This is a genomic window from Caminibacter pacificus, assembly GCF_003752135.1.
Taxonomy (GTDB): domain Bacteria; phylum Campylobacterota; class Campylobacteria; order Campylobacterales; family Nautiliaceae; genus Caminibacter; species Caminibacter pacificus.
Map to the genome: position 1 here is coordinate 546,341 of NZ_RJVK01000001.1, position 13,602 is coordinate 559,942.

Annotated in this window: 11 protein-coding genes; 1 reads left to right on the top strand and 10 read right to left on the bottom strand. The window is 35.4% G+C overall.

From position 1 onward, the window contains the following. Positions 1–169: 169 nt before the first annotated feature. From sucD to mltG, 7 genes are all read right to left on the bottom strand, one after another. Positions 170–1,051, bottom strand: a complete 882-nt coding sequence (gene sucD / locus EDC58_RS02875; protein ID WP_123351994.1) for a succinate--CoA ligase subunit alpha — start codon at positions 1,049–1,051, stop codon at positions 170–172. Further along, on the bottom strand, positions 1,051–2,223 hold the full coding sequence (gene sucC / locus EDC58_RS02880) for an ADP-forming succinate--CoA ligase subunit beta (RefSeq protein ID WP_123351995.1): 1,173 nt from the start codon (positions 2,221–2,223) through the stop codon (positions 1,051–1,053). The genes sucD and sucC overlap by 1 nt, the downstream gene beginning before the upstream one ends. Before the next feature lie 29 nt (positions 2,224–2,252). Further along, positions 2,253–2,807, bottom strand: coding sequence for a Fe-S-containing hydro-lyase (locus EDC58_RS02885; protein ID WP_123351996.1), 555 nt, complete (start codon positions 2,805–2,807; stop codon positions 2,253–2,255). An 11-nt stretch (positions 2,808–2,818) separates the two neighbouring features. Beyond that, positions 2,819–3,682: a fumarate hydratase gene (locus tag EDC58_RS02890; protein ID WP_123351997.1), complete on the bottom strand. Its 864-nt coding sequence runs from the start codon at positions 3,680–3,682 to the stop codon at positions 2,819–2,821. Next, positions 3,679–4,629 (bottom strand): malate dehydrogenase, encoded by a 951-nt coding sequence (gene mdh / locus EDC58_RS02895; RefSeq protein WP_123351998.1) that lies wholly within the window; start codon positions 4,627–4,629, stop codon positions 3,679–3,681. Before mdh ends, EDC58_RS02890 begins: the two co-directional genes overlap by 4 nt. Before the next feature lie 39 nt (positions 4,630–4,668). Continuing rightward, a complete protein-coding gene (locus EDC58_RS02900; protein ID WP_123351999.1) occupies positions 4,669–6,891 on the bottom strand; it encodes an NADP-dependent isocitrate dehydrogenase in 2,223 nt (740 codons plus the stop codon). Positions 6,892–6,992: 101 nt separating this feature from the next. Further along, on the bottom strand, positions 6,993–7,931 hold the full coding sequence (gene mltG / locus EDC58_RS02905; RefSeq protein WP_123352000.1) for an endolytic transglycosylase MltG: 939 nt from the start codon (positions 7,929–7,931) through the stop codon (positions 6,993–6,995). Here mltG and EDC58_RS02910 point away from each other — a divergent pair. Continuing rightward, a complete protein-coding gene (locus EDC58_RS02910) occupies positions 7,855–10,722 on the top strand; it encodes a YhdP family protein (protein WP_123352001.1) in 2,868 nt (955 codons plus the stop codon). The genes mltG and EDC58_RS02910 overlap by 77 nt on opposite strands. Before the next feature lie 18 nt (positions 10,723–10,740). On the opposite strand, the gene EDC58_RS02915 is transcribed toward EDC58_RS02910, so the two are convergent. The 3 genes from EDC58_RS02915 to EDC58_RS02925 all read right to left on the bottom strand — a co-directional run bounded on the left by EDC58_RS02915 (position 10,741) and on the right by EDC58_RS02925 (position 13,583). Further along, positions 10,741–11,112 carry a heat shock protein transcriptional repressor HspR gene (locus tag EDC58_RS02915; RefSeq protein ID WP_123352002.1) on the bottom strand — a complete coding sequence of 124 codons (372 nt, stop codon included), beginning with the start codon at positions 11,110–11,112 and terminating at the stop codon, positions 10,741–10,743. Positions 11,113–11,156: 44 nt separating this feature from the next. Beyond that, a complete protein-coding gene (locus EDC58_RS10335) occupies positions 11,157–12,014 on the bottom strand; it encodes a DnaJ domain-containing protein (RefSeq protein WP_123352003.1) in 858 nt (285 codons plus the stop codon). Between the two features lie 204 nt (positions 12,015–12,218). Further along, entirely contained in the window at positions 12,219–13,583 is a 1,365-nt protein-coding gene (locus EDC58_RS02925) for a phosphomannomutase/phosphoglucomutase (RefSeq protein WP_123352004.1), read from the bottom strand. Between the last annotated feature and the right edge of the window lie 19 nt (positions 13,584–13,602).

Sequence of the window (13,602 nt, forward strand, 5' to 3'; positions counted from 1 at the left end):
AAATCCGTACTAAAAGAGTCCTAAAAATTGACGCAAATCAAGAAATTGTGTAAAAATGTTACATTTATCGTAACATTGGTTTAATGTTTGAAAATTTCCGAATTTTAGGGAATTAAAAAAAGAAAAAAAGTGAAGGAATTACACAGTGAAAGTAGGAAAAAAGAAGGGATTATTTCCCTTTTTCTTTAAGAGCTTTTACTACAGTAGCACCGATATCCGCAGGAGATTTTACTACATATACTCCGGCTTCTTCAAGTGCTGCCATTTTCTCAGCCGCAGTACCTTTGCTTCCGCTAATAATTGCACCTGCATGCCCCATTCTTTTACCTTTTGGAGCAGTTTGACCTGCGATGAATGCGATTACAGGTTTAGTGATTTTTTCTTTAATAAGTTTTGCCGCTTGAATTTCCAAATCCCCACCGATTTCACCAATCATAACGATTGCTTCGGTTTCAGGGTCTTCTTCAAACATAGGAAGAAGTTCTTTGTAGCTTAGACCGATAATAGGGTCACCACCGATACCTACCGCTGTCGTAATACCAAGACCTTCTTTTACAACTTGGTTACTTGCTTCGTATGTTAAAGTACCTGATTTAGAGATAAGACCAACATTTCCTTTTTTGAAAATGTGACCAGGCATAATTCCGATTTTACACTCTTCAGCCGTGATGATACCAGGACAGTTAGGTCCGATTGTTTTCATACCTTTTTTAACTGCGTAGTGTTTCGCCATCATCATATCTTTTACAGGCGCACCCTCAGTAATGATTACGGCAAGCTCGATTCCAGCATCAGCCGCTTCCATTACCGCATCCGCAACGAATGCAGGCGGTACGAAAATCATACTTACAGTAGCACCCGTAGCTTTTACAGCTTCTTCAACAGTATTGAATACAGGTTTTCCAAGATGAGTCATCCCACCTTTGTTAGGTGTAACACCACCGACGATTTGAGTTCCGTACGCTATACATTGCTCAGCGTGGAAAGTACCCTCTTTTCCTGTAAATCCTTGAACGATTACTTTTGTATCTTTATTTACTAAAATACTCATTATAGCTCTCCTTTCGCAGCTTTTACGGCTTTTTGCGCTCCGTCTTTTAGGTCTGTTGCCGGAATAATATTTTTAATATTTGCGTTTCTTAAAATTTCAGCAGCTTCTTCTGCGTTTGTTCCGTCAAGTCTTACGATTACAGGTACGTTTACTTCTACCTTTTCAGTTGCTTGAAGAATTCCGTTAGCAATTCTGTCACATCTAACGATACCACCGAAAATATTTACGAAAATTGATTTTACGTTAGGGTCGCTTAGAATGATTTCAAATCCTTTTGCAACAGTATCAGGATTCGCTCCACCACCAACGTCAAGGAAGTTAGCAGGCTCTCCACCTTCGTGTTTAATAATATCCATAGTAGCCATAGCAAGTCCAGCACCGTTAACCATACATCCTACGTTTCCGTCAAGTTTGATGTAGCTTAGCCCGTATTTTTTAGCTTCGATTTCAGTCGGCTCTTCTTCGTCCAAGTCTCTCATTTCAGCAATTTCAGGATGTCTGTATAGTGCGTTGTCATCAAATCCCATTTTCGCATCAAGTGCTAAAAATCTTCCGTCTCCCGTTTTGATTAGAGGGTTGATTTCGATCATTTCAGCGTCGTTATCCATATAAACATTGTAAAGTGCCGTTGCGAATTTAATGAATTCTTTTTGCTCGTCTTTTCCAAGCCCTAGTCCAAATGCAAGTTTTCTTGCATGGAAAGGTTGGAATCCGATTGTAGGGTCAATTGCCACTTTTACGATTTTTTCAGGAGTTTTTTCAGCTACTTCTTCAATCTCCATACCACCTTCGGTAGAAGCCATCATTACAGGCATTTCAAGCGCTCTATCAAGCACCATTCCAAGATAATATTCCGCTTTAATATCGGCACCTTCTTCGATATACACTTTTTTTACCACTTTACCCTCAGGGCCTGTTTGGTGAGTTACAAGTGTCATTCCGAGCATTTCTTCAGCGATTTTTTCTACTTCGTCAAGAGTTTTAGCAAGTTTTACACCACCTGCTTTTCCTCTACCACCTGCGTGAATTTGAGCTTTTACAACCCAAAGGTTTCCACCAAGCTCTTCAGCTACTTTTCTTGCTTCAGGTCCGCTAAAAGCCACTCCACCTCTTGGAGTAGGCACTCCGTATTTTCTAAATATCTCTTTTGCTTGATACTCATGTATATTCATTTACTCTCCTTTCTAAAAGTTAAATTATTTTATTCTTGCTCCCATTGTTTTCTACCTTGCTCGTATAAGTCATTTCCATAGCAGTCGTTTACTACAACTACCGGGAAGTCTTCTACTTCAAGCTTTCTTACGGCTTCAGGTCCGAGTTCAGGATATGCGATAACTTCAGCGTTTTTGATTCTCTCGGCAAGAAGTGCACCGGCTCCTCCGGTAGCTCCGAAATATACCGCTTTATATTTTTTACACGCTTCTCTAACAGCTTCGTTTCTTTTCCCCTTACCTATCATTCCCTTTTGTCCGTGCTCGATTAAGATAGGCGCGTAGCTGTCCATTCTGTATGAAGTAGTAGGGCCGGCACTACCAATCGGCTCTCCGGGTTTTGGAGGAGTAGGCCCTACGTAATAAATCACTGCACCTTTAAGGTCGAATGGCAAAGGCTCACCTTTTTCGATCAAATCTACAAGTCTTTTATGAGCCGCGTCTCTTGCCGTATAAATAGTACCCGTAAGATATACGATATCTCCGGCTTTTAATTTTTCTACATCTTCGTCAGTTAAAGGTGTTTTTAGTCTGTATTCAGCCATTTTCTAATCCTTTAGATTGTAATATGAGAGTGTCTTGAGCTGTGACATTGGATATTCACCGCAACAGGCAGTGATGCGATATGACACATTCTTCCAGGCTGGAATGTTTCTATATGTACCGCAAGTACGGTTTCTGTACCACCCATACCCATAGCACCGATTCCGAGTTTGTTAAGTTCGTTTTTAATCTCTTCTTCGAATTCAGCCATTTCAGGGTCAGGATTTTTGCTTCCGATATCTCTAAATAGTGCGTGTTTGCTCATAACAGCCGCATAATCAAAGCTTCCACCGATTCCTACACCCACTACCAAAGGAGGACACGGATTCGGACCAGCGTCACTAACTACTTTTTTAACGAATTCCAAAATACCTTTTTTACCTTGAGCCGGTGCTAAAACCGTAGCGCGAGATACGTTTTCGCTTCCTCCGCCTTTTGCCGCATATTCGATTTCGATTTTATCTCCCGGTACGATATCGAAATAGATTACCGGAGGTAAGTTGTATCCAACTTTATCTTTAAGATTCGCTCTTGTAAAACAATCACAAGTACTTGCTCTTAAATATCCTTCTTTATAGCCTTGTTCGGTACCTTCGTAAATTGCATCTTTTAGCGTTCCGCCTTCTACTTTTACGTCTTCTCCCACTTTTACGAAATAAATAGCAAGACCCGTATCTTGGCAAAGAGGCTTCCATTCGGTCTCTGCAATTTTTGCGTTATCAAGAAGTTGTTTAAGTACTGCTTTTGAAACTTCACTTTTTTCGTTTTTATACGCTTCTTCAAGCGCTTTTTTCATATCCGGCGATAAGTGTGTCGCCGAATAGATAATCATATCTTTTATCGCTTTTACGATATCGTCATATTTTACGACTCTCATTTATTCTCCTTAAAAAAGTCTCTTTCAAGTACGTCGATCATCTCTTTTACAGCTGCTGTAGAGCGTCTGAATTGCTCTTTTTCGCAAGGGTCAAGAGTAACTTCGATAACTTTCTCAGCTCCGTCTTTTCCGAGCATTACAGGTACGCCGTTTACAACTCCCTCAACTTCGTATTCACCATCAAGCAATACCGCACATGGGAATATCTGTTTTGAATCTTTCAAAATAGCCTCTACCATTATAGCAGTAGATTTGCCCGGCGCAAAATAAGCACTTCCCGTTTTTAAATATCCGACGATTTCCGCACCAGCGTGTCTTGTTCTTTCGACTACTTCTTCAATCTCTTTTTGAGTTAAAAGGTCGCTAAGAGGCACACCGGCAACAGTTGAATATCTCGGAAGCGGCACCATAAAATCACCATGCCCGCCAATTACGCTCGCTCTAATTTGTCCGGCTCCGTAGCCGAGTTTTTCATAAATAAAATATGCCATTCTCGCACTATCTAAGATTCCGGCCATACCGATTACTTGATTTCTCGGAAAACCACCCACTCTTAGTGCCGTGTAAGTCATTGCATCAAGAGGATTTGAAACTGTAATAATGATTGCATCGGGAGCCACTTCTTTTACGTTAGTGATAACATCTTTCATTATTTCGGCATTTTTTAGAAGTAAATCTTCTCTTGTCATTCCAGGTTTTCTTGGGAATCCAGCAGTAATAACGACAACTTTTGAGCCTCTGACATCCTCATAGCTCTCAGCTGCTCTTACAATGGAATGGCTTCTCACGGCACTTGCGGCATGAGACATATCAAGTGCTTTTCCTTTTGCTCTATCGGTATCTCTATCTACCAAAATAATTTCATGAGCAAGCCCTTGCATTGCAAGAGAATAACCAACTATACTACCTACATTTCCTGCACCGATAATTGATACTTTATTTGACATCATTATCCTTTAAATAAAAAGAGATAACCCCAAAAGGGATTATCTTAAAGCATCAATAATTTTGTTGAATGTTTCGCTCGGTCTCATATATTTAGCTACTTTTTCTTCATTCGGATGATAGTATCCTTCGATATCAGCCGGTTTACCTTCAACAGCTGCGATTTCTCCAAGGATTTTTTCTTCATTTTCTACAAGTTCTTTTGCTACAGGTTTGAATTTAGCTTCAAGTTCCGCATCACCGCAGTTTGCAAGCTCTTCAGCCCAATATCTTGCTAAATAGTAATGACTTCCTCTGTTGTCAAGTTGTCCTACTTTTCTTTTCGGAGTTTTGTCGTTTTGTAGGTATTTTCCTACCGCTTTACTTAATGCGTCGGCAATAACTTCAGTTTTTTCGTTCGCACCTTGTTTTCTTGCAAGTTTAAGTGATTCTACTGTTGCAAGGAATTCACCTAAACTATCCCATCTTAAGTGACCTTCTTTGATGAATTGCTCAACGTGTTTAGGAGCAGAACCACCAGCACCTGTTTCATACAGACCACCACCTGCAAGTAACGGAACGATTGAAAGTGTTCTTGCACTCGTACCAACTTCGATAATCGGGAATAAGTCTGTTAGGTAGTCTCTTAATACGTTACCTGTTACAGAAATAGTACCAAGACCTTTTCTAAATCTTCTAAGTGTGTATCTCATAGCTTTTTCAGGAGCCATAATGTGATATTCAACATCACTTAGGTCGTATTTTGCAAGTTCGCTAACTACGTATTTGATTAGGTTAGCATCGTGCGCTCTGTTGCTATCAAGCCAGAATACGATAGGAAGTCCGCTTTCTTTCGCTCTTTCAACAGCAAGTTTAATCCAGTCGATAATAGCTACTTCTTTAGCTGTGTATGCTCTCCAGATATCTCCGGCTTCTGTTTCGAATTCCATTAATACTTCGTTGTTTTCAGTATCGACAACTCTGATAATTCCGTCTTCTGGTGGGAAGAATGTTTTGTCGTGGCTTCCGTATTCTTCAGCTTTTTTAGCCATAAGACCTACGTTTTGAACAGTACCTACTTTTGTAGGGTCGAATTGTCCGTTCTTAACGATATCAGCTACGATTTCTTTATACATTCTTGCATATGTTCTATCAGGAACAGTAATTACAGTATCTTCAACTTCACCATCAGGTCCCCAACCTTTAAGTCCGTTTTTGATTGTAGCAGGGATAGACGCGTCGATAATTACGTCATTTGGTCTGTGAAGGTTTGTAATTCCGTTATCGCTATCAACCATATAAAGTCTTGGTTGTTTTTTATAAATTTCAGCGATTGTTTCTTTAATGGCTTTTTGTTTGTCTTCAGGAAGTTTTGCAAGTTTAGCTTCTAAATCGCTCATACCGTTGTTAGGGTTAAATCCGATTTCTTCAAGTTCTTTTCCGAATTTATCGAAAAGTTCTTTGTAATATACTCTAATAGCATCCCCGAACATTACAGGGTCACTAACTTTCATCATTGTAGCTTTTACGTGTAAGCTGAATAGGATATCTTTTTCTTTAGCGTCTTGGATAGTTTTTTCATAAAACTCTCTTAGAGTTTTTCTATTTAGGAAAGTACCAGAGAATACTTCACCTTTTTCAAGTTCAACTTCTTTGAATACTTTTTTAGTTCCGTTTTTACCTTCGAATTCGATAGCAACCGTCATATTTCTTGGAGCGATGAAACTTTGCTCGTTTTGATAGAAGTCGTTTTTATCCATATGAGCAACATAAGATTTGCTTGTAGGCTCAACAGGTTTCATCGGATGCGGATGCATTTTTGCGTATTCTTTTACAGGTTCCGCAAGTCTTCTATCAGAGTTTCCTTCTCTTAGTACAGGGTTTACGTTTGAACCTACGCATTTTAAATATTTAAGTCTGATTTTTTCTTCTTCAGCGTTTTGAGGTTCTTCCGGAAAATCAGGTAACGGATAACCTTGGCTTTGAAGTTCTTTAATTGTCGCTTTTAATTGAGGTACAGATGCAGAAATGTTCGGAAGTTTGATTACGTTTGCTTCCGGTTTTTTTACAAGCTCACCAAGATATGCAAGCTCGTCGCTTTGTCTTAGATTTTCAGGCAACATATCACTGAATTCCGCGATAACTCTTCCCGCAAGTGAAATATCTCTAAGTTCCCAATTAATTCCGGCATCTTTAGTAAACGCCTCCATAATTGGTAGTAGGCTGAACGTAGCTAAGTATGGAGCTTCGTCGATCTTCGTCCATACGATTGTTGGATTTGCCATATAAATCTCCTTTTTTTGGTTTTTTAAATTTTATCCTTTTCATAACAAAAAGTAACATTTTTAAGAGATTTTTTTTGGCGAGTGTTACTATTATAAACAGCTTATTTTTTACACCTGCGTATATTATTTACATGCGCTTTGTAACTCGTCGCAAAAAGATGATGATTCCCGCATTTATAAAAATAGAGATATTTCACTTTCGCAGGAAAAATAGCCGCAATTATCGCTTCTTTACTGACAACACAAACTGGTTTTGGAGGAAGTCCTTTGTATTTATAGGTATTGTATCTGCTTTTGTCGGTTTTGATTCTTTTGGCCGTTATCGGAGTGTGAGAATATTTGCCGTAATTAAGACTTCCGTCCATTTGTAAAGGCATTCCTTTTTTGAGTCTGTTGTATATGACGGCGGAGACGTATTTCATTTCGTTCGTATTTGCCGCTTCTTTTTGAATGATTGAAGCTATTATCAAATATTTTTCGTATCTTTTGTAATTCCAAACACCGAATATTTTTTTGCTGATATCCTTATGCCACTTCAGAGAAACATCATATAAAAGCTTACATAAGTCTTCTCTTTTCATACCGATAGGAAGATAATACGTATCGGGTTTTATAAAACCTTCTTCGATATTAGGACAATACATATTTTTGATTTTCAGTTTTTTTTCTATTTGTTTATAGATGAAATAGTTCGTCTCTCCCGGAATTATCATCACTTTTGCAAGAGCCGCTTTTGATTTTGTCAGTCTATATAAAAAATCAAGCTTAGTCATACGAGTCGATTTCAAATCTATCCAACCGGCCTGAGGATAACCGAACATTCTTATGAAGATTTTATCGATATATGATATGTCATACCCGCGATTATGGAGATATTTTATTGTATAATTAGTGTTACCTTTTGGTACATATATTATACGTTTTACATTTACTTCTCGTGTCAGATAAAAAAGGATAAAAATAATGAAAAGCAACAACGCTTCTATAAGCGCAATAATTTTTGTAATTTTATATTTTTCGTTTGCTGTTTTTATATCCATGTTTAAAGGCCTTCATTTTTATAATCTCAAATTTTCAACTCTTCGAATTAAACATCTTTTTATTAAAATCGACAAAAAGCTTATTTTAGAAGCTGATAATATCATAATTTTGCCAACAAACTACAAAACCGACATCACAAATCTTCATAAACAATTTTATTATATCTTTAACGTCTCTAAAATTTTCCAAAAAATAGATTTCAAAAACATTAAATATAAAAAAATTAAAGTAAAAGAGTTTTTGTTTCAAAACCACAAAATCACTCTCAAATCAAATCTATTAACACTAAACGGAACGATTATACCAAAGCACAACTATTCCGAACTTTTCATAAACGAAATAAAATATGCAAATTATAAAATCAAAGATTTAACCGGAAGTATAAAATATGAAAATAATATAAAAATTACAACTCGCTTCAGATTTCAAGATTTTTTATACAATCTAAAAGCAACACTTGCCGATAACATTATTACGGGTGTTTTATCCACAAAAGAGTCTCAAATACATTTTAATAAAATCAATATTTTCACAAAAAACCTAAACCTAAACTTCACTTATGACGTCCAAGCCAAAAAATATTTCGTCACCTCAAAATCAAACAGCCTTAAAATCCAAAAAAACAAAACTGAAATTCAGACAAAAAATCCGTTTTTCGATATCACAAACGATAAAGTTTCGTTCAAACTTTACGACACTCATCTAAAAGACGACTTTAAAATCGACTCCAAAAAAATAATAGGTACTTATTTTTTCAACTCCTATCTTTTCGCAAGAGCTTTTGATTCGACAATTTTTTACAAAAACGAAAAAATAGACGTCTCGTTTCTTGATATCTCATACAAAAATCTAAAAAACATAAACGCTATAATCAAAAATATAAAAATCCATAACAACGTCCAAGCAAGCACAAAAGTTTGCAAAGTAATAATCTATAACAATTACAAAAACATAAACTGCTCGAATAATAAATTCAAATATAAATTCATCTCTTTAACCACACAACTAATCCAACTACTAAATAACGACTTATCTTCAAAAACCATAACCGGAAAAATCAAAAACTTACCCATCACAATAACAAACACCAAAATAAACATTAAAGAAAAAACTCTAAATATAAACAAAATCAATCTAAATAACCTGATTTTTGATAATATCCATGCAAAAACAGATGATTTTAAAACTTATATCATCAAACTCCACACAAACGCCTCAATCGATAAACATCTAAAATCGACGCTAAAAGAATTCAATATCACAATCCCAATCACTCAACTCTCAGGCAAAAACGACCTAAACACAACGCTTATCTATTCTAAAAAATTGGATTATAATATTTCTATTTCTTCAAAAAAACCTATTATTCAATATAAAGACATCCTACTCTCAAGCGATAATCTTTTTGCAAAATACAGCTCGATTACAAAAAACGGAGAATTTAATACTACAAATCTTTATATCCCTTTTGACTTTTTAAAAATAAAAACTTCATTTAACGGCAAATATTTACAAAACAAATACTTAAACATTTACGCAAAAATAATTAATTTAAAACTTTTAAATCTCTTACATATCACAAACTACGACGAAAAAATTGCCGTTAATTTGAAAAGAAAAGTATTTTATTTGATAAACCTTGCGATTATGGGAGATTATGCTCATAATAGATTTTATTTTTACTCTCTAAAACAGATATTAAAATTCACTCCTTTTAGCGGAATTATCACAAACGGAACTTCGGTAATCAATATATATAAAAATTCGGTAAAAATATTACTTACTCTTTATCTTAAAAAACCTCTTGTTTTAAACAACAAACCGAGTAAAAACTCTATTTTTGCGATTATGGATATAGACAAAAACAATATAAAAATATACAACCAATTCGCTCACGTAAATATCCAAAACCTAAATAAACTCGACGCAACGATAAAAAACGCCGATATCAACGTAAATATGATTATAGATATCATCCATACGGTAACACCTCTGACTTCAAAGAAAAAAACTCAAAACAAAAATTCTAAATTCACAGCAAAAGTAGTCGGCATCAATACAAACTTTATTTATAACAAACACAAATTTTTATCTGAAAAATTCACCGTTAATTACGACAAAGAATTAAATATAACCTCAAAATATAAACAAAGCTCTCTTATAGGTTATACAAAACACAAATACTTTTTGCTTTCGGGAAAAAATTATTCAAAAAAAGAACTCGTACCATTGCTTGATATTTTTAATCATTTTTATAAAATCAATCTCGATTTCGTACTCGTAAAATCACCCGAAGATTTCTACACCGGAAAGGTTTATATCAATAAAGGAGTGGTAAAAGATTTAAAAGCGCTAAATAACTTAATTGCGTTTTTGAATACGATTCCATCTTTATTGTCCTTAAAATCTCCCGGATTTTCGGCCGAAGGATATAAAATCAAAAAAGGATACATCGACTTTCTTTATTACAAAAATATTTTATATTTCAAACAAATCAAAATTGACGGCGTTAATTTGGATTTTACGGGGAAAGGTTATATCGATTTTAATACGATGACTATGAATCTTAAAATTATGGCTTATATGAAACTAAACATCAAAAATATCCCTGTTATCGGAAAAGGACTTAGTTATTTACTTCTTGGAAAAGACGGAAGTATTGATGTTAAAGTAGTTGTCAGTGGAAAACTTGACGACCCGAAAGTTACTCAGGATTTAGGTACGAGTATAATAAAAACGCCTTTTGAATTGTTTAAAAGAGTAATTACGTTACCGTTTAATTTGTTTTAGGAGTAAAACGAAAGAAGATTATTTCTCCTCTTTCGTTTCAGGAACTAAGATAAGTTGGTAGTTTTCTTTTTTGATTACTACGCTTCTGTTTCTTGGAATTTGACCTTGTTGTTTTTTAAGAGTTTCAATCTCTTTTTGGAGTCTTTCAATCTCTTCTTTCAATTGAAGAATAATCTCAACTCCGGCTAAATTTACACCCAAGTCTCTTACAAGAGAGAGAATAAGCTTTAATCTGTCGATGTCTCTTTGAGAGTAAAGTCTCATTTTACCCTCTGTTCTGCTCGGCTTAATAAGCCCTTCTCTTTCATATTGTCTTAGAGTTTGCGGGTGGATATTAAGTATTTTACTTACAACACTAATTAGATATACCGGTTCATCATAACTATACATTTCTCACCTCCTTTCCCTGCTTACGCAGGATAATAAATGTTATGTTATGACGGGAGCTTTTCCTCCATCATTTTTGCAAGTTCGGGATCAAGCTCCTCAACTTTTGGCAATATCGGTCTTAATTCAAGATATAAATTTCCACCTTTAACTCCGTATCCTTTAACCCTAAGTTTCTGACAGCACTTAGAGTTTTTAGGAACTTTTACGTTGATATGACCTTTGAAAGTATCAACTCCGACTTTACCGCCGAACATCATTGTTTTTAAAGGTACGTCGATTTTTTTGTATAAATCGTCACCTTTTCTTTCCCATTCGTTTGAAGGCATAACTTCGATTTCGAGGATTAAATCTCCTCTTTTACCTTGGAAAGTTTTACCTTTTCCTCTAACTCTTAATTTTTGTCCCGTTCTTATGCCTTCAGGGATTTTGATTTTTATAGTCTCTCCGTTATAGTTAATCGGATAAACACCACCTGTTACAGCTATATCAAAAGGGATTTGAATTCTCGCATGGACGTCCAAATCTGGCGCAAATCCGCCTCCGAATCCATACTCGTCAAATCCGAAACCTCCGAAGCCAAAACCTCCTCTGCTTCTTCCAAAACCGCCGCCGAAAATAGAATTTAAAATCTCTTCTAAATCCACATCTTTATGTTGGCGATAGAAGTCTTGGAAGTTTTGACCGTTAAACATACTATCACCCATTGCATCATACTGCTTTCTTTTTTCAGGGTCTCCTAAAATTTCATAAGCAGTATTTATCTCTTTGAATTTCTCCTCGCATTCGGGCTTTTTACAAATATCAGGATGATATTTTCTTGCTAATTTTCTATATGCTTTTTTTATTTCGTCTTGCGTAGCGTTTTCGCTAACTCCAAGCACCTCATACAAACTTTTTGACATTTCCCCTCCTTAAACAATACTACACCAATTTTTCATATAGTAATTATATAATAAAATTGAGTAAATGTCAATCAATTTTATTAATTACAAAAATGTTAAGCTTATATTTTACAACAATAATATGACAAAAAAATTATATTTTCTAAATAAACAGACTAAACAAAAATAAAATATAAGATTTAATAAAGAAAAAAAGAGGAGAAATTAGAGGAATTTATTTAATAAATCAGTGATAGTTTTTTGAATCTTTTCAAGCGCTTCTTTACTTTTAGCTTCAAATCTCGTAACAAGTACCGGAGTCGTGTTACTTGCCCTAACAAGTCCCCAACCCTCTTGGAAAATAACTCTAACGCCGTCCACGTCGATAATATCTTTGATTTTTAATTCGCTTTTTCTTTTTTCAAGCTCTTCTTTTAGTTTTTTAACGATTTCGAATTTTTTATCTTCCGTTGTTTTTACTTTAAGTTCGTCAGTATTATATACTTGAGGCAGTTTTTCGTATTCGCCCGCAAAATCAAAACCTTCTTTAATTAGCTCCATAATTCTAAACGCTACATAAATAGCATCGTCAACACCGAAATATCTATCGTTAAAAAATATATGACCGCTAACTTCGGCCGCAAAATCGCAGTTTTCTTTTTTAAGCAATACTTTTAAGTTACTATGACCCGTTTTATACATAATAGCACGCCCGAACTTATTAATCTCGTCATACATCACTTGCGTCGCTTTTACTTCACTTATTACGCAAGGATTTTTCATCGTTTTTGCAAAAAAGTAAGCTAAAATATCGCCTTTGTAGTTATATTTTTTATCAAGAAAAGCGATTCTATCGGCATCTCCGTCAAACGCAAACGCAAAATCTCTTCCTTTTTTCAGTTCTTCTTTTACCCAGGCAAGATTCTCTTCTTCTGTAGGGTCGGGGTGGTGATTCGGGAAAGTTCCGTCGGGTTCTTCAAATAAAATCTCATAATTTTCAATACCTATTTTTTCCAAAAGCTCTCTTAAAACAACTCCGGCAACCCCGTTTCCGCAATCAAAAACGGCATTTAAATTCATTCCTTTTAAATGAGAAAACTGATTTGAAATATAATCGATATAATCAGCTTTTAAGTCGTATTTTATAACTTCGGTGTTTGTAGGGATATCTTCTTTTGAAGCTATAATCTCATCACCCAAAGCATAGATATCTTTTCCGTAAAACGGCGCTTTATCAACAGTTATTTTAAATCCGTTATATTCAGGAGGATTGTGTGAGCCGGTAATTTGGATGCTTCCTCCGATTTCAACAGGTCCGACATTTTCCAAACAAAGTTTTCTAAAGTTAGCAAAATAATTCGCACCCGTAGGTAACATACCTCCGCTTATTACTTTTTTTCCGGCATAATTAAGCCCGCTAACAAGCCAATCGTGAAGAATAGGAGAGTGAGTTCTTGCATCATAGCTTACAAAAACATAGTCGCCTTTTATCTTTTTTCCCAAATGATAACCGATTTTTTTTACGACATCTTCCGTTAAATCTTTTTGAAAAATCCCTCTTATGTCATATTCTCTAAAAATATGCTTCATCCGTTCTCCTTTTTATTTA

Coding starts and splice junctions, on each gene's coding strand:
- EDC58_RS02925 (WP_123352004.1), bottom strand. CDS start 13,583: ATGAAGCATATTTTTAGAGAATATGACATAAGAGGGATTTTTCAAAAA.
- EDC58_RS10335 (WP_123352003.1), bottom strand. CDS start 12,014: ATGTCAAAAAGTTTGTATGAGGTGCTTGGAGTTAGCGAAAACGCTACG.
- EDC58_RS02885 (WP_123351996.1), bottom strand. CDS start 2,807: ATGGCTGAATACAGACTAAAAACACCTTTAACTGACGAAGATGTAGAA.
- mdh (WP_123351998.1), bottom strand. CDS start 4,629: ATGTCAAATAAAGTATCAATTATCGGTGCAGGAAATGTAGGTAGTATA.
- EDC58_RS02890 (WP_123351997.1), bottom strand. CDS start 3,682: ATGAGAGTCGTAAAATATGACGATATCGTAAAAGCGATAAAAGATATG.
- EDC58_RS02910 (WP_123352001.1), top strand. CDS start 7,855: ATGAAAAGCAACAACGCTTCTATAAGCGCAATAATTTTTGTAATTTTA.
- EDC58_RS02900 (WP_123351999.1), bottom strand. CDS start 6,891: ATGGCAAATCCAACAATCGTATGGACGAAGATCGACGAAGCTCCATAC.
- sucD (WP_123351994.1), bottom strand. CDS start 1,051: ATGAGTATTTTAGTAAATAAAGATACAAAAGTAATCGTTCAAGGATTT.
- mltG (WP_123352000.1), bottom strand. CDS start 7,931: ATGGATATAAAAACAGCAAACGAAAAATATAAAATTACAAAAATTATT.
- sucC (WP_123351995.1), bottom strand. CDS start 2,223: ATGAATATACATGAGTATCAAGCAAAAGAGATATTTAGAAAATACGGA.
- EDC58_RS02915 (WP_123352002.1), bottom strand. CDS start 11,112: ATGTATAGTTATGATGAACCGGTATATCTAATTAGTGTTGTAAGTAAA.